Below are 21,759 nucleotides of genomic sequence, written 5' to 3'. Positions count from 1 at the left end.
AACGCCAACGCTATCGCACTCATTCTCATCGTCATCGTGGTGATTATTTCACCGCGAGAGGGGCTGGCAGGCGTAAAGTAGCAACAAACACAACAAACGCAGAAAGCCCCCGCACCGAACGGTCCGGGGGCTTTTTTTTAGACATTGGATGTAATTATGCTGGAAATACCACCAATACAGCTTTCAGCAACACACGAGCAAGGAAAAGGGGAGCAGCGATGACGGGAGCAGAGTTAGTTGTTAAAGCGCTGCAACAGCAGGGGATATCCACGATCTTCGGTTATCCGGGCGGGGCTATCATGCCCATCTATGACGCGCTCTATGACGGCGGGGTCGAGCACATCCTCTGCCGCCACGAGCAAGGTGCCGCCATGGCAGCTATCGGCATGGCCAGAGCCACCCAGGATGTCGCCGTCTGCATGGCCACCTCCGGTCCGGGAGCAACCAACCTGGTTACCGGCCTGGCGGATGCCTTTCTTGACTCCATCCCGCTGGTGGCCATCACAGGACAGGTTGCCAGCTCGCACATAGGGACCGATGCGTTCCAGGAAATGGATGTCATCGGTATGTCGCTGTCCTGTACCAAGCACAGCTACCTGGTTACCGATATCCATGAGCTTGCCCCGACGCTGGCCGAGGCCTTCGAAGTCGCCAAGAGCGGCCGTCCCGGCCCGGTCATTGTCGATATCGCCAAAGATGTCCAGCTCGCCCAGGCGCCGGTCGAGACACTACCGTTTGTTGCGCCGCCGGCCATCCCGGTCGCCTCCGATGAATGCATCGCCAACGCCCAGCACATTTTGTCGCAAAGCCAGCGCCCGGTGCTCTATGTCGGCGGTGGGGTACAGCTGGCCAAGGCAACCCAGACCGTACGCCATTTCCTGACCATGAATCCAATGCCTTCGGTGAGTACGCTAAAAGGGCTCGGTACCATCGAGCGCCACGACCCTCACTACCTGGGCATGCTCGGCATGCACGGCACCAAAGCCGCCAACCTGGTGGTACAGGAGTCCGATCTGCTGATCGTTGTCGGCGCCCGCTTTGATGACCGGGTGACAGGCAAGCTGGATACCTTTGCCCCCCACGCCAAGGTGATCCACCTGGATATCGATGCTGCCGAGTTTAGCAAGCTACGCCATGCCCATGCCCCGCTGCGCGGTGATATCAATACCATTCTGCCGCAGCTTGAGCTTTCCCAGGATATTACGCCGTGGGTAGAACGCAGCGAGAGCCTGCGATCCGAGTTCAAGTGGCGCTATAACCATCCTGGCGATCTCATCTACGCACCGCTGTTGCTGAAACAGCTGTCGGACATGATGCCCGACAGTGCGATGGTCTCGACCGATGTCGGCCAGCACCAGATGTGGGCCGCCCAGCATGTCCAGCCCCGCGAACCGCAAAACTACATAACCTCGGCCGGACTGGGCACCATGGGCTTCGGCCTGCCGGCCGCCATGGGTGCCAAGGTAGCCAGACCGGACGATGAGTCAATCCTGGTATCGGGCGACGGTTCCTTCATGATGAACGTCCAGGAACTCGGCACCCTCAAGCGCCGACAAATTCCCGTCAAAATGGTCCTGATCAACAACCAGCGGCTGGGCATGGTACGGCAGTGGCAGTCACTGTTCTTTGATGGCCGCCATAGCGAAACCATCCTTGATGACAACCCGGACTTCGTTACTCTGGCCAGTGCATTCGGCATTCCGGGAAAAACCATCACCACCAAGGCCGAGGTCGAACCGGCTTTGAAAGAAATGCTGGAGAGCGAAACGTCATACCTGCTTCACGTTCTGATCTCCGAAGAAGAAAATGTGTGGCCTCTCGTTCCGCCCGGCGCAGCAAACCAAGATATGCTGGAGAATACTTAATGGATAGATATTTACTCGACATCAAAGCGGATGATAAGCCAGTATTATTAGAGCGCGTACTACGCGTCATTCGTCACCGTGGTTTTATCATCAAGCAAGTCACGGCAACACAAAACCATGAAAGTAAGATAGCCAGTGTAGAAATAATCGTAGACAGTGACCGCCCCATCAGCACGCTTATCAATCAAATAGAAAAGCTATGGGATATCCGCACTGTCAAAACAACAATATTGGAACAGCGTGATTAGCGCATAAGGAAGGACACAACATGGCAAACACAGCAGATTATATTTGGTTCAATGGTGAGCTCGTTCCATGGCAAGATGCCAAAGTACACGTACTGACCCACGCAATGCACTACGGGACCTCTGTTTTTGAAGGGATTCGCTGCTACGACACCCCCAACGGCCCGGTCGTATTCCGTCACAAGGAGCACATGCAACGCCTGAAGGATTCGGCGAAAATCTACCGCTTTCCAATTCCCTACTCAGTCGACGAACTGATGGCTGCCTGCCGCCAGACCCTAAGCGAAAACAAGCTGACGTCGGCCTATATTCGCCCGCTCGGCTACGTGCCGAATGTCGGCCTTGGTGTCTGCCCGCCGCCGGAAACCGAAATGGACTTGATCATCGCCGCATTCTCCTGGGGCACCTATCTGGGTGAAGATGCCCTGGCCAACGGTGTCGATGCCATGATTTCCAGCTGGAACCGTGCCGCACCAAATACCATTCCGACCGCAGCCAAAGCCGGTGGTAACTACCTGTCCTCACTGCTGGTCGGCGGCGAGGCACGACGCCACGGCTATGCCGAAGGTATCGCCCTGAGCGTTGACGGTTACCTGTCCGAAGGGGCCGGCGAGAATATCTTTGTTGTTCGCAACGGGGTAATTTCTACGCCACCAGCCACCAGTGCCATTTTGCCGGGTATCACCCGTGACTCGATCATGACGCTGGCCAAAGAGCTCGGCTACGAAATCCGCGAAGAGAACATTGCCCGCGAAGCGCTGTATCTGGCCGACGAGGTGTTTATGACTGGTACCGCTGCTGAAATCGTACCGGTTCGCAGCGTTGACCAGATCACCGTCGGTGAAGGACGACGCGGTCCGGTGACCGAAAAGATCCAGTCGACCTTCTTTGGCCTGTTCAACGGCCAGACCGAAGACAAATGGGGCTGGTTGGATCCGGTTTACCCAGCATCAGCCGATAAATAAGTTAACTCACATAGCCGCCCGGTCCTTCCTCCGGGCGGCTAGAAAAAGGAATTTGCAGTTATGCCTAAGTACCGTTCAGCCACCACGACCCACGGCCGCAATATGGCCGGCGCCCGCGCCCTATGGCGTGCAACCGGTGTAAAAGACGAGGATTTTGGTAAACCCATTATCGCGGTGGTGAACTCGTTTACCCAGTTCGTACCGGGCCACGTTCACCTGAAAGATATGGGGCAGCTGGTGGCCGGCGAGATTGAAAAAGCCGGCGGGATCGCCAAAGAATTTAACACCATCGCCGTCGATGACGGTATCGCGATGGGTCACGGCGGCATGCTGTACTCCCTGCCGTCACGCGAGCTGATCGCCGACTCTGTCGAATACATGGTCAACGCCCACTGCGCCGATGCGATGGTGTGTATTTCCAACTGCGACAAAATCACTCCGGGAATGCTGATGGCCGCGCTGCGGATCAATATTCCGGTGATCTTTGTGTCGGGCGGGCCGATGGAAGCGGGCAAGACCAAGCTATCTGATCAGATCCTCAAACTCGATCTGGTGGATGCGATGATCCAGGGTGCCGATCCGACGGTGTCCGACGAGCAGAGCGAGCAAATCGAACGCTCGGCCTGTCCGACCTGTGGCTCCTGCTCGGGCATGTTCACCGCCAACTCGATGAACTGCCTCACCGAGGCACTTGGTTTAAGCCAGCCGGGCAATGGTTCGATGCTGGCCACCCATGCCGACCGCGAGCAGCTGTTCGTCAATGCCGGCAAGCGCATCGTCGATCTGACCCGTCGCTATTACGAACAGGATGATACCAGCGCCCTGCCGCGTAGCATTGCCTCTAAGAAAGCGTTCGAGAATGCCATGGCACTGGATATCGCCATGGGCGGCTCGACCAATACGGTATTGCACCTGCTGGCAGCCGCGCAGGAAGGCGAGATCGACTTTACCATGGAAGACATCGACCGGATGTCACGCCTGGTACCGCACCTGTGCAAAGTCGCACCGTCTACCCAGCAATACCATATGGAAGACGTTCACCGTGCCGGCGGCGTCTACGGCATTCTGGGTGAACTCAACCGAGCAGGCCTACTGCACAGCGACTGCTATAACGTACTAGGGCAGACCTTCGCCGACTCGCTGGCCCATTATGATATTTCGGTAACAGAATCGCAGGAAGTCAAAGATTTCTATCGCGCCGGCCCTGCCGGTATCCGCACCACCAAGGCCTTCTCGCAAGACTGCCGCTGGGACAGTGTCGATGACGACCGTGAAAACGGTTGTATCCGCAGCAAAGAACACGCCTTCAGCCAGGACGGCGGATTGGCGGTGCTTTCCGGCAACATGGCTGTTGACGGCTGTATCGTCAAAACCGCCGGTGTCGACGAAAGCTGCCTGACCTTCCGCGGACCGGCCGTAGTGTTCGAAAGCCAGGATACCGCCGTTGAGGGGATCCTCGGCGGCAAGGTGAAAGCAGGCGATGTGGTAGTTATCCGCTACGAGGGGCCTAAAGGCGGGCCGGGCATGCAGGAAATGCTATATCCGACCACATACCTCAAATCCATGGGACTGGGCAAAGAGTGCGCACTGATCACTGACGGCCGCTTTTCCGGTGGTACCAGTGGCCTGTCAATCGGTCACGTCTCTCCCGAAGCTGCTGCCGGCGGGACCATTGGCCTGATAAAAGACGGCGATATCATCGATATCGACATTCCGAACCGCAGCATTGAACTGCAGATCGACGAGCAGGAGCTGGCTCAGCGCCGCGAGGTGAACAACCAGCAGGGCTGGCAGCCAGCCGACCGCCAGCGCGAGGTGTCTTACGCGTTACGTGCCTATGCACTACTTGCCACCAGCGCCGACAAAGGGGCTGTCCGAGATAAAACCAAGCTGGAAGGATAGAATGATGAGCGAAGTGAAACAGGCCGGGGATGTAGCGCTACCAAGCGGAGCCGACTACCTTCGCGATATTCTTCGGGCACCGGTTTACGAGGTGGCTCAGGTCACTCCGTTGCAGACCATGAACCGCCTGGCCGCAAGGCTGGGCAACAGCGTTCAGCTTAAACGGGAGGACCGCCAGCCGGTCCATTCGTTCAAGCTGCGCGGTGCCTATACCATGATGGCCCAGCTCACCGAGGCACAACGTCAGGCCGGGGTGATTGCCGCCTCGGCAGGCAACCACGCCCAGGGGCTGGCGCTGTCAGGCAAGCAGCTCGGGGTCAGCACCACCATTGTCATGCCGCGTACCACACCGGATATCAAGGTGGATGCGGTCAGAAGCTTCGGCGGTAAGGTCGTCCTTCACGGCGGCAACTTCGACGAGGCCAAGGCCCATGCCGAGACGCTGGCAGCCCAGCATAGCTATACCTTCATTCCGCCGTTCGATCACCCGTCCGTCATTGCAGGACAGGGCACGATAGGCATTGAACTGGTCCAGCAAAACGGCCATCTCAACTATGTCTTCGTTCCGGTAGGTGGTGGTGGTCTGGCCGCAGGGGTGTCAGTGCTACTCAAGCAATTGATGCCGGAAATCAAGGTTATCGGGGTCGAGGCGGAAGACTCGGCCTGCCTCAAGGCGGCACTCGATGCCGGTGAGCCGGTGACGCTGGATCAGGTCGGTATGTTTGCCGACGGTGTCGCGGTAAAACGGATCGGGGAAGAAACCTTCCGGCTTTGTCAGCAATATATCGATGATGTGATCACGGTGACCAGTGACGAGATCTGCTCGGCCGTCAAAGACATCTTCGAAGATACCCGTGCCATTGCCGAGCCATCCGGAGCCCTGTCTCTGGCCGGGCTGAAAAAGTATGCCGAAGTGCACCAGCTGCAAGATCAGCAACTGGCCGCCATTCTGTCGGGGGCCAACCTGAACTTTCATGGCCTGCGCTATGTGTCGGAACGTTGCGAACTGGGTGAGAAACGCGAGGGATTGCTGGCCGTCACGATCCCCGAGCGACCGGGGGCGTTTCTGGATTTCTGCCATATTATCGGCGGGCGGGCAGTGACGGAATTTAACTACCGCTACAACGACGATGCTCTGGCCAATGTCTTTGTCGGCGTTCGCTTGCTGCAGGGGCAGGAAGAGCTGGACAGCATCATCCACGACCTTCGCAAAGGCGGCTATCCGGTGGTTGATTTGTCTGACGATGAAATGGCCAAGGTCCACGTCCGCTACATGATCGGCGGCCGACCGTCGAAACCACTAAAAGAGCGGCTATACAGCTTTGAGTTTCCGGAATACCCGGGGGCGTTGCTGAAATTTTTAAATACTCTTGGCACACACTGGAACATCAGTTTGTTCAACTACCGCAACCATGGTGCCGACTACGGCCGGGTGTTATGCGGGTTCGAACTGGAAGACCATGATTTGCTGTCATTCACCAGCCATCTCCGTGAGCTGGGGTACCAGTGGAAGGATGAAACAGATAACCCTGCCTATAAGTTCTTCCTGGCGCAGTAACGCCATGTATGACCCACTAAAATAGCAGCCTCCGGGCTGCTTTTTACTCGGTACTGATGAGCTATTTCACAGAATCCAAGTGCTCTATATAGCTGCTTATCATGCCTATCTGGTGGGCAATGAGCTTGGTTTTCAGCGGCTCCGGCACCTTATCTAACAATTCGATCAGCTGTTGGCTCTGAGCATGCTGGTGTACAGACTGCGGGATCGTCCCCTCATCAATAAACCAGGTCAATGGTCGCCCGGTGATCTCCGCAATCTTCATCAGGGTTGTTATCCTTGGCTCGGTTTTCCCCGACTCAAGGTCAAGGTATGTTTGCCTTGCAATATCAAGGCGCTTTGCCATTGCAACTTGCGAAATCTCTTTCCACTCTCTGGCATCTCGAACTCGCGCCGCAATGTGTGGTTTTGAGCTTTGCATTTAGCCACCATCTGTTAATTATGTCCCTAACTAACCTTTCTCTCAGACAAAGACAACAAGTTGTAATTGCAGGAAAAAGTGTCAAAGAACGGGAAATTATCTAACAGAATTGCATAAGTTCACTACAGAGCTAGCGAAACTGTGAGCCTATACGTTTAATGTCGAGCAAAGCAGACAACTTAAATCACTAATGTAAAACATTGTATACATACAAAAAGCATAGTAATTAAATGCGTATTGATATGAGATTTATTTGTCTTTCTGGGTCAGTGCCCGGGTGTATTCCGCCATAAAGCCGGCCAGGTTAATACTCTGCTGCAAAATAACATTTCTGGCCGAGTGGGGGAGGCGGCTAAAGTATTGCAATAGACGATCAATTTCCTCTTTGTACTCACTTTCCAAGATTTCTATCCCTTCGTCACCGTAGACAAACCAGGTCAGGGGACGCTCGGTGATTTCCGAAATCTCAGACAGCAGCCTGACTTTGGGTTCGGTTTTTCCGGTTTCCAAATCGAGATAGGTCTGGCGAGCGACACGCAACTGCTGCGCCATATGGACCTGGGTAAGCCCTTTCCACTCACGCGCTTCCTTAATTCGCGCCGCGATTTTCGCTTTGGGATCTGTCATGTCTAACCTCCAATACAGAATTAAATGAATACTGCCCAGCTTTCAATCCTAGGGGTGCATAACATAAGCCAACTTTACAGAAAGAAATAAAAAGACTAAAAATCAATAACTTAAAAATATTATTATTGATGAGATTCTTATTATGAGTTGCAGTTCGTCACAATGCAGATCTTTTTTCCTATTTCGCAATAAAACTAGTCAATCTTGTCTAGAGAGTAGCTTCTCCCATGCTCAAAAACGAGAAAAGGCGCCAAAGTTGGCACCTTTTCTCATTATTGAGACTCTCAAAAAGTCAGTTATTCAACCGTCACAGCTTTCGCCAGGTTACGAGGCTGATCCACATCGGTTCCCTTGATCAGCGCGACATGGTACGACAGCAGCTGCATTGGTACTGTGTAGAAAATAGGGGCAATCACTTCATCAACACGAGGCATAGTAATGATCTTCATCCCGTCAACCTCTTCGAAGCCTGCCTCGCTGTCAGCGAAGACATACAGCAAGCCGCCGCGGGCACGTACTTCCTCGATATTCGACTTCAGTTTCTCAAGCAAGTCATTGGTTGGTGCCACGACGATAACCGGCATGTCAGCATCAATCAGTGCCAACGGGCCATGTTTTAGCTCACCTGCCGCATAGGCCTCGGCGTGAATGTAAGAGATCTCTTTCAGCTTCAGTGACGCTTCCATGGCAATCGGGTAAAACTCACCGCGACCAAGGAACAGGGCATGGTGCTTGTCGGCAAAATCTTCGGCCAGCTGCTCGATTGGCTTGTCGAATGCCAGAGCTTTCTCAACCTGAGTCGGTAGCGAATGCAGAGAATCGACGATCGCTTTCTCTTTGGCCGTATCAATCAGGCCTTTCTCTTTACCCAGAGCGGTCACAAACATCAGCAGCGTTACCAGCTGGGTGGTAAATGCCTTGGTGGATGCCACACCAATTTCGGTACCGGCGCGGGTCATGAAGGCCAGATCGGATTCACGAACCAATGATGAGCCAGCAACGTTACAGATGGTCATTGCAGCCATATAGCCTTTTTCTTTGGCCAAACGGAGGGCTGCAAGTGTATCGGCAGTCTCGCCCGACTGGGACAGGGTGATCAGCAGGCTATTTGGACGGGTAACAAACTTGCGGTAGCGGAACTCCGAGGCGATCTCGACATCACAGCTAACACCGGCCATTGCCTCGAACCAGTAGCGGGCAACCATACCCGCATTGTAGGAAGTACCACAGGCGACAATCTGCACATGCTCGACATTCTCCAGAATATCGGTCGCACCGTTGCCGATGCTTTCAACAATCACAGAATCACTGCCGATACGGCCTTCCATGGTGTTAATCAGCGCACTAGGCTGCTCGTAGATTTCTTTCTGCATGTAGTGACGGTACTGACCCTTGTCAGCGGCATCCTGCTGCAGGTTAGATTCGTGCACCTCGCGAGTAGCCGGCTGACCGTCAGCATCAAAGATATTCACTTCGCGGCGGGTGATTTCAGCCACATCGCCTTCTTCAAGGAACATAAAGCGACGGGTCACATTCAGCAGTGCCAGCTGATCCGAGGCCAGGAAGTTCTCACCAACACCCAGACCAATCACCAGCGGACTGCCGGAACGCGCAACCACAACACGCTCAGGGTCGCGGCGATCCATTACAACCGTCCCGTAGGCACCTTCAAGCTGAGCCGCAGTTTTCTGTACCGCCTCAAGCAAAGTAGCAGCTGTGCGCAGCTCCCACTCAACCAAGTGAGCAATCACTTCGGTGTCAGTCTGCGAGACAAATGCGTAGCCGCGCTCTGTCAGCAACTCGCGCAGTTCTTCATGATTCTCAATGATCCCGTTATGGACCAGCGCAATGTTGTCACCGGACATATGCGGATGGGCATTAGCCTCAGACGGCTCGCCATGCGTCGCCCAGCGCGTATGGGCAATACCGGTTCCACCGACAAGCGGTGACTGCTCGACAGCATCGGCCAGCTCCTGCACTTTACCAAGGCGGCGGACGCGGCTTAGGTTACTCTCGCTATCAACCACCGCCACACCGGCAGAGTCATAGCCACGATATTCCAGACGGCGCAGGCCTTCGACAAGAATTTCAGCTACATCACGCTGTGCTACTGCACCAACAATCCCACACATAATCGTTTCTCTCTCAAAGTTTATTCCGATGCCGTACAGATCACCTGTACACCATGCTGTTCAATCTGTTGTTTCGCTTCGTCACTCAAGCCATCGTCGGTGATCAGGGTACTGATATTCGACCAGGGAAGTTCAAGGTTGGGGATCTTGCGTCCAACCTTGCTCGATTCGACCATCACCACCACCTCACGAGACACCTCGGCCATCACCCGGCTCAGCCCGATCAGTTCATTAAACGTCGTGGTACCGCGTGCAATATCAATGCCGTCAGCCCCGATAAACAGCTGGTCAAAGTCATAGGAGCGCAGCACAGACTCTGCTACCTGGCCCTGAAACGCTTCCGAATGCGGATCCCAGGTACCGCCGGTCATCAGCAAAGTAGGCTCGTCCTCCAGCTCATTTAAAGCATTGGCAACGCTCAGTGAGTTAGTCATCACTATCAGCCCCTGCTTGCCACCCAGCAAGCCAATCAGGCCCGCCGTGGTACTGCCGCTGTCGATGATGACCCGGTTATGGTCACGGATCCGCTCAGCCGCCGCCTTGGCAATCGCTAACTTACGAACCGAAACATTTTCTTCTACCTCACTGACCATTTCGGTCGGCATCGCAATCGCACCGCCATAACGGCGCAGCAATAAACCGTTCTTTTCCAGAGCAGCAAGGTCTTTTCGAATGGTGACTTCCGAGGTGGCAAAAAACTTCGCCAGCTGATCAACGCTGACTTCACCGGCTTCATTGACCTTGGAGACAATGGCATGACGGCGCTGCTGGGTATTTCGCTTCGACATAAATTACGAACTGATAGTTTAAAGTTTCGATTTGAAAGAAATGGTAGCAGATCAAAACTTTCTCGATCAAGATTATGCAATTAATTTTTCATAAAAAAGAAGATATAGTGAAGAAAGGAGAGGGAAGGAAAGAGAATCAATGTGGTCGCTCGGATACAAAAAAGGCAAGGAGAGCCCTTGCCTTTTATTACCCAAAAGCGGTTATTACTTTTGTTTCACCGGGCGTTTCCAGCCTTTGATGGTACGGGCTGGGGCGCGAGTAATGACTAACTCACCTTCACCGATATCACGGTTGATTGTCGCGCCGGCACCAATGGTCGCACCCTTGGCCACTTTTACCGGGGCGATCAGCTGGGTATCAGAACCAATAAAGACATCATCTTCTATTTCGGTCTTGAACTTGTTGGCACCGTCGTAGTTACAGGTAATCGTACCGGCACCGATATTAACCCGATCGCCGATCTCGGCATCGCCCAGATAGGTCAGGTGGTTAGCTTTCGAGCCCTTGCCCAGACGCGCCTTCTTCATTTCGACAAAGTTACCGACGTGCGAGTCACCCACCAGCTCGGCCCCCGGGCGCAAGCGAGTAAACGGCCCAACCGTACAGTCTTCACCGACCGTCGCACCTTCAATCACGCTATACGGCCGTACAATCGTGTTGTCATCAATCTCACAGTCTTTCAGCACACAGCCTGCGCCGATCACCACGTTATCCCCCAGGGACACGGAGCCCTCGATAATAACATTGACGTCGATCTCAACGTCCGTGCCGCACTGCAGCTCACCGCGTAAGTCAAAACGAGCCGGATCGAGCAGCATCACACCTTGTTCAAGCAAGCGCTCTGCCTGCATCGCCTGATAAGCCCGCTCCAGTCTTGCCAGCTGAATACGGTTGTTCACCCCTTCAACTTCAATCGCCTTTACCGGGTGGACAGCTTCAACGGCACGGCCTTCATTGTGGGCCGTCGCAATAATATCAGTCAGGTAGTACTCGCCCTGGGCGTTATCGTTTTTAAGTGCGGCCAGCCAGCGCTTAAGATCGCCACCGTTGGCGACCATCACCCCGGTATTGATCTCTTTGATCAGCTTCTGCTCTTCAGAAGCATCTTTCTGCTCGACAATCGCCACCACCGGGCCATTACGACGGACGATGCGGCCATAGCCAGTCGGATCGTCAAGTACCACCGTCAGCAGGGCAATACCGCCCTCAGGCTGGGCATCAAGAAGGTTTTCCAATGTCTGGCCACTGATCAGCGGCACATCACCGTACAGGATCAGCACTTTCTCGTCGTCGGCAAGATCCGGGCAGGCCTGGTTAACCGCATGGCCCGTCCCCAGCTGCTCTGCCTGGAGTACCCAGTTCACCGGCTCTTCAGCCAGGGCTTCCTGCATTTGCTCACCGCCGTGACCATAGACCAGGTGAATATTCTCTGCCCCCAGGCCGCCACAGGTATCGATAACATGCTTGGCCATCGGCTTGCCGGCCAACTTATGCAGCACCTTAGGTAAATTCGAGTACATGCGGGTTCCTTTACCCGCCGCCAGGATCACAGCACTGAAGCTCATGATAGATAATCCTTCTTGATGCATATTCAATTTTAAACTTCCCGCATTGTATCGGTTCACCCAGGAAGGTTTAAGAAAAATAGATTTTTTTTTGCGAGTAATAACCGGATATCGCCTGCAAATGCAACAAAACACACGGCGTGCAGCAAACAATGACAATACTATCAGGTATTCATAAACGACCAGCACCGCCAGGCAGCAGGCATAAAAAAAGCGACCCTAGGGTCGCTTTTTTGCGTCATGCGCCTGATTAACGCGCTTTTCGCGTCAGCTCGATAACTCGTAGCTGAGCGATTGCTTTAGCCAGGTCACTGGCCGCTTGAGCAAAGTCGATATCGCCATGCTGGTTGTGGATATGCTCCTCAGCCTGACGTTTCGCTTCTTCCGCCTTCGCAGCATCCAAATCTTCACCACGGATTGCAGTGTCAGCCAGCACCGTAACGGAGCTCGGCTGGACTTCCAGCATACCGCCGGAAAGGTAGATGATCTCTTCCTCGCCGTGCTGTTTAGTGATTCGAACCATGCCCGGCGTGATAGCGGTCAGCAGCGGTGTGTGTCCTGCGTGAATACCCAGTTCACCTTCGCTACCGGTCACCTGAACATTTTCAGCACGGCCAGAAAACAGTTTCTTCTCTGCGCTGACTACGTCTAGATGGAAGGTTATCGCTGCCATGTCGCCTCCTACTCAGCTTAAAGCTTCTTCGCGTTTTCCAATACGTCTTCGATCGCGCCGCAGTACATGAATGCCTGCTCTGGGATGTCATCGTATTCGCCACCAAGAAGACCTTTAAAGCTACGCAGCGTGTCTTTCAGCGCTACGTAGATACCTGGGTCACCTGTGAAGACTTCAGCAACGTGGTAAGGCTGAGTTAGGAAACGCTCAATCTTACGTGCACGAGATACGGCTTGCTTGTCTTCTTCAGATAGCTCGTCCATACCTAGGATTGCAATGATGTCTTTCAGCTCTTTATAACGCTGCAGAAGGCTCTGCACGCCACGAGCGATCTCGTAGTGCTCCTGACCAACCACTAGCGGATCAAGCATACGAGATGTTGAATCTAGTGGGTCAATCGCTGGGTATAGACCCAGAGAAGCGATCTGACGAGAAAGTACAACTGTTGCATCCAAGTGGGCAAACGTTGTTGCCGGCGATGGATCCGTCAAGTCATCCGCAGGTACGTATACCGCCTGAACCGATGTGATAGAACCAGTCTTCGTTGACGTGATACGCTCCTGAAGTACACCCATCTCTTCTGCAAGAGTTGGCTGGTAACCTACCGCAGATGGCATACGACCCAGAAGTGCCGATACCTCTGTACCCGCAAGGGTATAACGGTAGATGTTATCGATGAACAGCAGTACGTCACGACCTTCGTCACGGAAACGTTCAGCCATTGTCAGACCAGTCAGTGCAACACGTAGACGGTTACCCGGTGGCTCGTTCATCTGGCCGTAAACCATTGCTACTTTAGACTCTTCAGGATTCTCGACGTTAACAACGCCCGCTTCCTGCATCTCGTAGTAGAAATCGTTACCTTCACGAGTACGCTCACCAACACCAGCAAATACCGACAGACCTGAGTGCTGCAGGGCGATGTTGTTGATAAGTTCCATCATGTTTACGGTTTTACCTACACCGGCACCACCGAATAGACCGATTTTACCACCCTTGGCGAATGGGCAAATCAGGTCGATAACTTTCACACCAGTCTCAAGCAACTCAGTTGCGTTTGACTGCTCTTCGTAGCTTGGTGCTTCACGGTGAATCGCGTAACGCTCTTCTTCACCGATATCACCACACTCGTCGATTGGCTGACCCAGAACGTTCATGATACGTCCTAGAGTAGCTGTACCAACTGGAACTTCAATTGGGCGGCCTGTGTTTTCAACAGACAAACCACGACGTAAGCCATCAGAAGTACCCATTGCGATACCACGTACAACACCGCCACCAAGCTGCTGCTGAACTTCAAGAACTAGCGTACCGTTCTCTTTTGCATCAACGTGAAGGGCGTCATATACCTGTGGTACAGAGTCCTGCGGAAACTCTACGTCGACTACCGCACCGATGATCTGTACGATCTTACCTGTAGCCATCGTTAATCCTCTAAACTTATTAATTCTTTGCCTTAAACAGCCGATGCACCAGAAACGATTTCTGACAGTTCTTGTGTAATCGCCGCCTGACGGGCTTTGTTGTACACAAGCTGTAGTTCGTCAATCAAGTTTCCAGCATTGTCTGTCGCTGCTTTCATCGCAACCATTCGAGCCGCTTGCTCACTGGCAAGGTTCTCGACCACGCCCTGGTATACCTGTGATTCGGCATAGCGAATCAGTAGGGTATCCAGCAGGGCTTTCGGCTCGGGCTCATAGATATAATCCCAAGAGTGGTTGCGCTGCATTTCTTCGTCTTCTGACTTAGGCAAAGGTAGCAATTGATCAATCACTGGTTCCTGAACCATGGTGTTTACAAATTTGTTGTAAACCAGGTACAGGCGATCCAATTGGCCTTCATCATATTTCTTCAGCATTACGCCAACGGTACCGATCAGCTCGTCAACCGTCGGGGAATCTCCCAGACCTGACACCTGAGCGACCACGTTACCGCCGTAGCTGTTAAAGAATGCAGTTGCCTTTGCACCAACAAGCGCCAAGTCAACGTCTGCACCTTTTTCTGACCAGCCTTGAACGTCTGTCATGACTTGTTTGAACAGGTTAATGTTCAAACCGCCACACAGACCGCGGTCAGTAGAAACAATGATGTAACCCACGCGCTTGGCTTCACGCTCTTCGAGATAAGGGTGCTTATACTCGAGGCTACCAAGGGCGATATGACCGATCACTTTGCGCATAGTTTGTGCGTATGGACGTGATGATTCCATCGCGTCTTGCGTTTTACGCATTTTAGACGCGGCCACCATTTCCATCGCTTTTGTGATCTTCTGTGTGTTTTGCACACTGCCGATCTTGTTACGAATCTCTTTTGCGCTGGCCATCGTTACTCTCCGTTAGTAGGTGATCGCAAGCGATCACCAACCAATTACCAAGTCTGGGTCGCTTTGAAATCTTCAACCAGTTTTACAAACTGCTCTTCGATTTCGCCGTTCCAAGCACCCGTTTCATCTACCTGAGATACAAGCTCTACATAGTGAGCTTTGGCATATGAAAGCAACGCAGCTTCGAAGTCAGCAAGCTTAGTCAGCTCAACATCGTTCAGATAGCCTTTTTCCGCAGCAAAGATAACAAGCGCTTGCTCGAAGACAGACATTGGCGCGTACTGCTTCTGCTTCATCAGCTCTGTTACTTTCTGACCGTGGTCAAGCTGCTTCTTGGTTGCTTCATCAAGATCAGACGAGAACTGGGCAAACGCCGCTAGTTCACGGTACTGTGCCAGTGCAGTACGGATACCGCCAGATAGCTTCTTGATGATCTTGGTCTGAGCAGAACCACCTACACGCGATACAGAGATACCTGGGTCAACCGCTGGGCGAATACCGGCGTTGAACAGCTCTGTCTGTAGGAAGATCTGACCATCAGTGATCGAGATAACGTTGGTCGGTACGAATGCTGATACGTCACCTGCCTGCGTTTCGATGATCGGCAGCGCAGTTAGGGAACCAGTTTGACCTTTCACTTCACCGTTAGTGAATTTTTCTACGTAGTTTTCGTTTACACGAGCAGCACGCTCTAGTAGACGAGAGTGTAAGTAGAAAACGTCACCAGGGAATGCTTCACGACCTGGTGGACGACGAAGAAGAAGTGAAATCTGACGGTACGCAACAGCCTGCTTAGACAGGTCATCATATACGATCAGCGCATCTTCACCGCGGTCACGGAAGTATTCACCCATTGCACAACCTGCGTATGGCGCAAGGTACTGCAATGCAGCTGCTTCAGACGCCGATGCCACAACCACAATAGTGTTTGCCAGTGCACCGTGCTCTTCCAGTTTGCGCACTACGTTAGCGATAGTTGACGCTTTCTGGCCGATAGCAACATAAACAGAGTAAATACCAGAGTTTTTCTGGTTGATGATCGCATCGATCGCCATCGCTGTTTTACCAGTCTGGCGGTCACCGATAACTAGCTCACGCTGGCCACGGCCGATTGGGATCATTGAGTCAACCGCTTTATAACCAGTCTGAACTGGCTGGTCGACTGATTTACGGTCGATAACACCTGGTGCAATTACTTCAACCGGAGAGAATGTCTCGGTTTCAATTGGACCTTTACCATCGATAGGCTCACCCAGCGTGTTAACAACACGGCCAAGTAGCGCCGGGCCTACTGGTACTTCAAGAATACGACCAGTACCCGTTACTTTCATGCCTTCCTGTAGGTCGGCATATGGGCCCATTACAACCGCACCAACCGAGTCACGCTCAAGGTTAAGTGCCAGTGCAAAACGGCCACCAGGTAATTCAATCATTTCACCTTGCATTACGTCAGCAAGGCCATGGATACGAATGATACCGTCACTTACGGAAATGATAGTACCTTCGTTACGCGCTTCACTTACAACGTTGAATTTTTCAATACGCTGCTTGATCAGTGCGCTAATTTCCGTGGAATTAAGTTGCATGCTCCAATTCCCCAAATCAAGACTGCAAAGTATCGCTCAGGCGGTTTAGTTTTCCGCGTACTGAGTTATCGATGACTAAGTCTCCAGCTCTAATCACAACCCCGGCAATCAGGGTCTCGTCTACACTGCAATTCAGCTTAACCTTACGTTCCAGACGCTCTTCCAGTTTCGCGCTGATCGCGGCAAGTTGGCTATCGTCGAGGGTAACCGCCGAGGTTACTTCCGCATCGATAGTCTTTTCATGTTCATTTTTCAGGAACAGGAACTCGTCGCAGACATCAGGTAGCGCTTTCAGGCGTCCGTTCTCGGCCATCACTTTAATCAAGTTCTGACCGAATTCGTTGAGTTGCTCGCCGCAAACCGAAATAAAGATTTCAGTCAGCTTCTCGGCAGCATAACCACTATCCAGGACATCCTGAATAGTGTCATTCGTTGCCACCTCAGCAGTAAAGGTGAGCATTTCAGCCCATTGGGCCAGCTCACCTTTCTCAACCGCAAAATCAAAGGCTGCTTTAGCGTAGGGGCGTGCGATAGTAGTCATATCAGACATGTGCTTGCCCCTTTAATTACAGTTCTGCAGTGACTTTGTTAAGAAGATCAGCATGGGCATCCTTATCGATAGAACGCTCAATGATTTTCTCAGCACCAATCACAGCTAGAGTTGCAACTTGTTTGCGCAGATCATCGCGCGCGCGGTTACGTTCTGCTTCGATCTCAGCAAGACCTTGAGCCAGAATTTTGTCACGCTCAGCAAGGGCTTCAGCCTTCGCTTCGTCGATGATTTGAGCTTTGCGTTTATTCGCTTGCTCAACAAGTTCAGTTGCAGTGTGTTTTGCTTCCTTTAATTGCTCAGAAGCATTTGCCTGCGCTAGGTTCAGGTCTTTGGCAGCACGATCAGCGGCTGCCAAACCGTCAGCAATTTTCTTCTGACGATCTTCAATCGCTTCCATAATTGGTGGCCATACATATTTCATGCAGAAAACCACGAATAGGAAGAAGGCGATTGCCTGACCCAGCAAAGTTGCATTCATATTCACAACGCATCTCCTTAAAAAGGGTTGCTATGGGTCCGTTCGTTTTTATTTATTAACCAGCTAGTTGGCCAACGAATGGGTTTGCGAATGTGAATAGTAGAGCGATTACGATACCGATCATTGGAACCGCATCAAGCAGACCTGCAATGATGAACATCTTAACTTGCAGCATAGGTGCCATTTCAGGTTGACGAGCTGCACCTTCAAGGAATTTACCACCTAGAAGTGCGAAGCCGATCGCTGTACCCAGTGCAGCAAGACCTACAATGATGCCCACGGCAATTGCAGAAAAGCTTAGTAAAGTTTCCATCACTATCTCCAGTTTATAGTTGTCGGCTAAAGTGCCAGTAAAAAATTAAAAATTTACAAATAATCGTTAATGATTGTCTTCATGCGCCTGAGACAGGTACACAATAGTCAACATCATAAACACGAATGATTGAATTGTAATGACCAGGATGTGGAAAATTGCCCACGGGACCGAGCCCAGCCATTGTGCCCACCACGGCATTAATGCCGCAATTAGGATAAACACCACCTCACCGGCAAACATGTTACCGAACAGACGCATACCAAGCGAAATAGGCTTCGCTAGCAACGACACTACTTCAAGCAGCAAGTTGAACGGGATCATTACCGGGTGATTGAACGGGTGAAGTGCCAGTTCTTTTGCAAAACCGCCAAGGCCTTTGATTTTGATGCTGTAGTAGAGCATCAAAGCAAACACACCCAACGCCATTGCCATGGTGATGTTGACATCAGCACTCGGTACTACCTTAAGATAAGGAATACCTAACCAATGCTCCGCCGGATACGGAAGAAAATCAATTGGCACTAAGTCCATGATGTTCATCAGCATGATCCAACAGAATATGGTCAGAGCCAAAGGAGCTATCAGTTTATTGCGGCCATGGAAGGTCTCTTTAACGCTGCTATCAACGAATTCGACCATTATCTCCACAAAACACTGTAGTTTTCCTGGAACTCCTGATGTCGCTGTTTTCGCTGCCTTGTAGAATAGCCCTAGAAAGAGCAGTCCTGTGAAAGCGGAGAAAAACAGGCTATCTATATGAACCGTCCAGAAACCCTCACCCACCGACAAGTTAGTCAAGTGGTGAGTAATGTAGCCTGACGGCGTTAGCGCTTCACCTGGCGCAGCCATAACTCATCCTATTTGTTGTTGTTAATGAATAAAACCGGCCCAAAGATATTAATACCAAGAGCCAGCAAATAGGTCAGTTTGAGGGGAACAAGTTCCACCTCGACATACAGGTAAACAATGGCAAACAGGATGACCGTGATGAGGATTTTCAGCACTTCTCCACCGTAAAATGACGCCATGATCAACCGGGCCCGGCGGGCACCGCTGAACAGAAAGGCGCATTTAGCAAAGACAGCATTGGCAATTACAAAAATGCCGCCACCAATTAATGCGGAGATTCCCCAGTCAACACTGACAGCAAATACTGCCAGTAATGCCGTTGTCAAAACGACGCCAGATTGTAGCAAGAGCAACCGTTTCGCCAGTTGGCGGCCCGGTCTAACTAGCGCCGATACCATGTATTCGTTCCTCGAGTCCATTCCACTACACAAACGTCGTGCTGGGAAAACTGCGAAAATTATACGGCTCATTAGATTGAATGCAATCTAATCGCAGCAAAAAAAAGTGTTAGATTTTACAACACAATAACCTGATCACGTCGTTGTAAATTTTGCAACAAAATATGCACGTTTTATGTCACATTTCGTGACCAAACATTGCAATGAATTGCTTCAGTTTGTGGGCTTCATCAAAGCTGAAAACGATTTTTCCTTTACCGTTTTTCTGCTGATTAATCGCCACCTGGGTGCCAAAGTGTTCACTTAGGTGATTTTCTGCCGCTTCGAGCTGGGCATTCACAGCTTTCACTTTTGGCTCGGCAACAGGTTGTAAAAGTTTCTTCACCAGCTTCTCGGTGTCACGAACCGTTAACAGCTTAGCAACAACCATTTGGGCCGCTTCCAACTGTTGCTCGGACTCAAGCGCGAGCAGGGCACGGGCATGGCCCATTTCGAGCAGTCTCTGCTCGACCATCCGCTTAACCGGCTCCGAGAGCTGATTCAAACGCAACAGGTTTGATACGGCAGCGCGCGATTTACCCACGGCTTCGGCAACCTGCTGGTGGGTCAGCGAAAATTCATTCTGCAGCCGTTCCAGCGCCTGCGCCTCTTCCATCGCATTGAGATCTTCCCGCTGGATATTCTCTATTAGCGCAATGGCGACCGTCGCCCGATCATTAACATCCTTAATAATACAAGGGACTTTCTGAAGCCCAGCTTGACGGGCCGCGCGCCAGCGTCGCTCACCGGCAATAATCTCAAACTGCTGCGGCGCGACTTCGCGCACCACAATCGGTTGAATCACCCCCTGGGCCCGAATCGAGTCTGACAGTTCAGCCAGCGCCTCATCCGACATATCTTTACGAGGCTGAAACTTACCGGCCTGCAGCGCCTGGACCGGAAGATCTTTCAGCGTTCCTTCCTCAGAGAGCGATTGTGCCTGCTCGGCACTTTTTTGTTTCGCCTGGGCGACCGAGCTGGTAGCCAGTAGCGCATCAAGGCCTTTTCCAAGACCTCGCTTATTCATGTTCATTGTTTACCCTTATGCATCCACAGCGCCGGCATTGCGCTCGACTTCGTCACGACGAATAATTTCACCGGCCAGGGCCAGATATGCCTTGGCGCCGCTGGAATACTTATCGTAGTACATTGCCGGACGCCCGTGGCTAGGCGCTTCTGCCAAACGGACATTTCGTGGGATCACGGTACGGTAGACTTTCTCGCCAAAGTGCTTTTTCAGCTGTTGGGAGACTTCATTTGCCAACCGGTTACGCGGGTCATACATGGTACGAAGCAACCCTTCAATCTTCAGGTCGGCATTTACCACGGCGGTCAATTTGCTGATGGTATCCATCAATGCGGTCAGGCCTTCCAGCGCAAAATACTCACACTGCATAGGGACAAGCACAGAATCAGCTGCTGTCATAGCGTTGATTGTAAGAAGGTTTAATGCCGGAGGACAATCGATAAAGATGAAATCATAGTTATCACGAACTACCTCCAAAGCGTTACGCAGGCGAACTTCGCGGGCAAACACTTCCATCAGCTTGATTTCGGCGGCCGTCACATCGCCGTTGGCGGCAATCAGGTGATAGCCGCCGGTCGTGTCAGTGATCGCCACTTCGCTAAACGGGGTTTCTTCGACCAGAAGATCATAGGCTGTTGCATCAACCTGATATTTATCGACACCGCTTGCCATGGTGGCATTTCCCTGCGGATCCAGATCAATGACTAGAACTTTACGCTGTGTTGCGGCCAGTGACGCCGCTAGATTAACGCAAGTGGTGGTTTTACCCACGCCTCCCTTCTGGTTGGCAACCGCTATGACTCTTCCCACGAAAAAACCTCATCAATTAATCCTTTGCCGTCAAGATTACTAGATGGCGCTCACCTTCTAGCTCAGGGACTTGCAAAGATTTGACCTCAGTCACAGAACACCACTCCGGCAGCTCTACGACCTCTTGTTGATTAAACTGTCCTTTCAGCGCCATAAAGCACCCATTCGGGTTCGGCAGGTGATGGCACCAGGACACCATATCATTCATCGACGCAAATGCACGGCTCAAGACGGCATCAAAACCGACTTCGGGCTGAAACTCCTCAACCCGGCTCTGCACCGGCGTCACATTCTCGATGCCCAGCTCATGGATCACCTGGCGAATAAAGCGAATTCGCTTGCCCAGGCTATCGAGCAGGGTAAAGTCCTTGTCCGGATTCATAATCGCCAGCGGGATCCCCGGCAAGCCCGGTCCCGTACCGACATCGATAAAGCGCTCACCGTCAAGGTGAGTGCTTACCACAATACTATCCATAATATGTTTCACCAACATATCCTGGGGATCGCGAACAGAGGTCAGATTATACGCTTTGTTCCACTTATGCAGCAGGGCAACATAACCGACCAGTTGCTCCACTTGCTGATCTGTGACCTCGAGGTCAGTTTGCGCGATCAGTTGCGCCAAACGTTGTTTCACC

The 21,759-nt window shown here is 52.2% G+C and carries 22 protein-coding genes; 5 read left to right on the top strand and 17 right to left on the bottom strand.

Annotated elements, in window-relative coordinates; genetic code table 11:
• Positions 1-218 precede the first annotated feature (218 nt).
• From ilvG to ilvA, 5 genes are read left to right on the top strand one after another with little or no spacing between them, the layout of a single operon-like run.
• On the top strand, positions 219-1,865 hold the full coding sequence (gene ilvG, locus L4D19_RS26350; protein WP_428454880.1) for an acetolactate synthase 2 catalytic subunit: 1,647 nt from the start codon (positions 219-221) through the stop codon (positions 1,863-1,865).
• The gene (gene ilvM, locus L4D19_RS26345) at positions 1,865-2,113 is read left to right on the top strand and encodes an acetolactate synthase 2 small subunit (protein WP_075762001.1); all 249 of its coding nucleotides are present in this window, start codon (positions 1,865-1,867) and stop codon (positions 2,111-2,113) included. Before ilvG ends, ilvM begins: the two co-directional genes overlap by 1 nt.
• Before the next feature lie 20 nt (positions 2,114-2,133).
• Positions 2,134-3,075 (top strand): branched-chain amino acid transaminase, encoded by a 942-nt coding sequence (locus L4D19_RS26340; protein WP_428454879.1) that lies wholly within the window; start codon positions 2,134-2,136, stop codon positions 3,073-3,075.
• Positions 3,076-3,135: 60 nt separating this feature from the next.
• A complete protein-coding gene (ilvD, locus tag L4D19_RS26335) occupies positions 3,136-4,977 on the top strand; it encodes a dihydroxy-acid dehydratase (protein ID WP_428454878.1) in 1,842 nt (613 codons plus the stop codon).
• A gap of 4 nt (positions 4,978-4,981) precedes the next feature.
• Positions 4,982-6,535, top strand: coding sequence for a threonine ammonia-lyase, biosynthetic (ilvA, locus tag L4D19_RS26330; RefSeq protein ID WP_428454900.1), 1,554 nt, complete (start codon positions 4,982-4,984; stop codon positions 6,533-6,535).
• A gap of 61 nt (positions 6,536-6,596) precedes the next feature.
• Here ilvA and L4D19_RS26325 read toward each other — a convergent pair whose 3' ends face one another.
• The 17 genes from L4D19_RS26325 to rsmG all read right to left on the bottom strand — a co-directional run bounded on the left by L4D19_RS26325 (position 6,597) and on the right by rsmG (position 21,758).
• Positions 6,597-6,956, bottom strand: coding sequence for a helix-turn-helix transcriptional regulator (locus L4D19_RS26325; protein WP_428454877.1), 360 nt, complete (start codon positions 6,954-6,956; stop codon positions 6,597-6,599).
• 249 nt (positions 6,957-7,205) lie between these two features.
• Positions 7,206-7,583 carry a helix-turn-helix transcriptional regulator gene (locus L4D19_RS26320; RefSeq protein WP_075762005.1) on the bottom strand — a complete coding sequence of 126 codons (378 nt, stop codon included), beginning with the start codon at positions 7,581-7,583 and terminating at the stop codon, positions 7,206-7,208.
• Between the two features lie 296 nt (positions 7,584-7,879).
• A complete protein-coding gene (gene glmS, locus L4D19_RS26315; protein WP_428454876.1) occupies positions 7,880-9,715 on the bottom strand; it encodes a glutamine--fructose-6-phosphate transaminase (isomerizing) in 1,836 nt (611 codons plus the stop codon).
• Positions 9,716-9,735: 20 nt separating this feature from the next.
• Positions 9,736-10,503: a DeoR/GlpR family DNA-binding transcription regulator gene (locus tag L4D19_RS26310; protein ID WP_428454875.1), complete on the bottom strand. Its 768-nt coding sequence runs from the start codon at positions 10,501-10,503 to the stop codon at positions 9,736-9,738.
• 204 nt (positions 10,504-10,707) lie between these two features.
• On the bottom strand, positions 10,708-12,069 hold the full coding sequence (gene glmU / locus L4D19_RS26305; protein ID WP_428454874.1) for a bifunctional UDP-N-acetylglucosamine diphosphorylase/glucosamine-1-phosphate N-acetyltransferase GlmU: 1,362 nt from the start codon (positions 12,067-12,069) through the stop codon (positions 10,708-10,710).
• A 250-nt stretch (positions 12,070-12,319) separates the two neighbouring features.
• Positions 12,320-12,742 carry a F0F1 ATP synthase subunit epsilon gene (locus L4D19_RS26300; RefSeq protein WP_075762009.1) on the bottom strand — a complete coding sequence of 141 codons (423 nt, stop codon included), beginning with the start codon at positions 12,740-12,742 and terminating at the stop codon, positions 12,320-12,322.
• A 17-nt stretch (positions 12,743-12,759) separates the two neighbouring features.
• The gene (gene atpD, locus L4D19_RS26295; protein ID WP_428454873.1) at positions 12,760-14,166 is read right to left on the bottom strand and encodes a F0F1 ATP synthase subunit beta; all 1,407 of its coding nucleotides are present in this window, start codon (positions 14,164-14,166) and stop codon (positions 12,760-12,762) included.
• A gap of 32 nt (positions 14,167-14,198) precedes the next feature.
• Positions 14,199-15,065, bottom strand: a complete 867-nt coding sequence (gene atpG, locus L4D19_RS26290; protein WP_160656643.1) for a F0F1 ATP synthase subunit gamma — start codon at positions 15,063-15,065, stop codon at positions 14,199-14,201.
• 44 nt (positions 15,066-15,109) lie between these two features.
• The gene (gene atpA / locus L4D19_RS26285) at positions 15,110-16,651 is read right to left on the bottom strand and encodes a F0F1 ATP synthase subunit alpha (protein ID WP_075762012.1); all 1,542 of its coding nucleotides are present in this window, start codon (positions 16,649-16,651) and stop codon (positions 15,110-15,112) included.
• A gap of 16 nt (positions 16,652-16,667) precedes the next feature.
• Positions 16,668-17,201 (bottom strand): F0F1 ATP synthase subunit delta, encoded by a 534-nt coding sequence (gene atpH / locus L4D19_RS26280; RefSeq protein WP_075762013.1) that lies wholly within the window; start codon positions 17,199-17,201, stop codon positions 16,668-16,670.
• A 16-nt stretch (positions 17,202-17,217) separates the two neighbouring features.
• On the bottom strand, positions 17,218-17,688 hold the full coding sequence (gene atpF / locus L4D19_RS26275; protein WP_075762014.1) for a F0F1 ATP synthase subunit B: 471 nt from the start codon (positions 17,686-17,688) through the stop codon (positions 17,218-17,220).
• A gap of 49 nt (positions 17,689-17,737) precedes the next feature.
• Complete coding sequence (gene atpE / locus L4D19_RS26270; protein WP_005302247.1) at positions 17,738-17,995, bottom strand: F0F1 ATP synthase subunit C; 258 nt, start codon at positions 17,993-17,995, stop codon at positions 17,738-17,740.
• 66 nt (positions 17,996-18,061) lie between these two features.
• Positions 18,062-18,847 carry a F0F1 ATP synthase subunit A gene (atpB, locus tag L4D19_RS26265; RefSeq protein WP_160656649.1) on the bottom strand — a complete coding sequence of 262 codons (786 nt, stop codon included), beginning with the start codon at positions 18,845-18,847 and terminating at the stop codon, positions 18,062-18,064.
• 8 nt (positions 18,848-18,855) lie between these two features.
• On the bottom strand, positions 18,856-19,245 hold the full coding sequence (locus L4D19_RS26260; protein ID WP_075762016.1) for a F0F1 ATP synthase subunit I: 390 nt from the start codon (positions 19,243-19,245) through the stop codon (positions 18,856-18,858).
• A 178-nt stretch (positions 19,246-19,423) separates the two neighbouring features.
• Positions 19,424-20,317: a ParB/RepB/Spo0J family partition protein gene (locus L4D19_RS26255; RefSeq protein WP_428454872.1), complete on the bottom strand. Its 894-nt coding sequence runs from the start codon at positions 20,315-20,317 to the stop codon at positions 19,424-19,426.
• Positions 20,318-20,326: 9 nt separating this feature from the next.
• The gene (locus L4D19_RS26250) at positions 20,327-21,121 is read right to left on the bottom strand and encodes a ParA family protein (protein WP_428454871.1); all 795 of its coding nucleotides are present in this window, start codon (positions 21,119-21,121) and stop codon (positions 20,327-20,329) included.
• A 16-nt stretch (positions 21,122-21,137) separates the two neighbouring features.
• On the bottom strand, positions 21,138-21,758 hold the full coding sequence (gene rsmG, locus L4D19_RS26245) for a 16S rRNA (guanine(527)-N(7))-methyltransferase RsmG (RefSeq protein WP_428454870.1): 621 nt from the start codon (positions 21,756-21,758) through the stop codon (positions 21,138-21,140).
• Between the last annotated feature and the right edge of the window lies 1 nt (position 21,759).

This window comes from Photobacterium kasasachensis (assembly GCF_050336885.1).
GTDB lineage: Bacteria > Pseudomonadota > Gammaproteobacteria > Enterobacterales > Vibrionaceae > Photobacterium > Photobacterium kasasachensis.
This window is presented reverse-complemented; position numbering and strand designations above follow the sequence as displayed.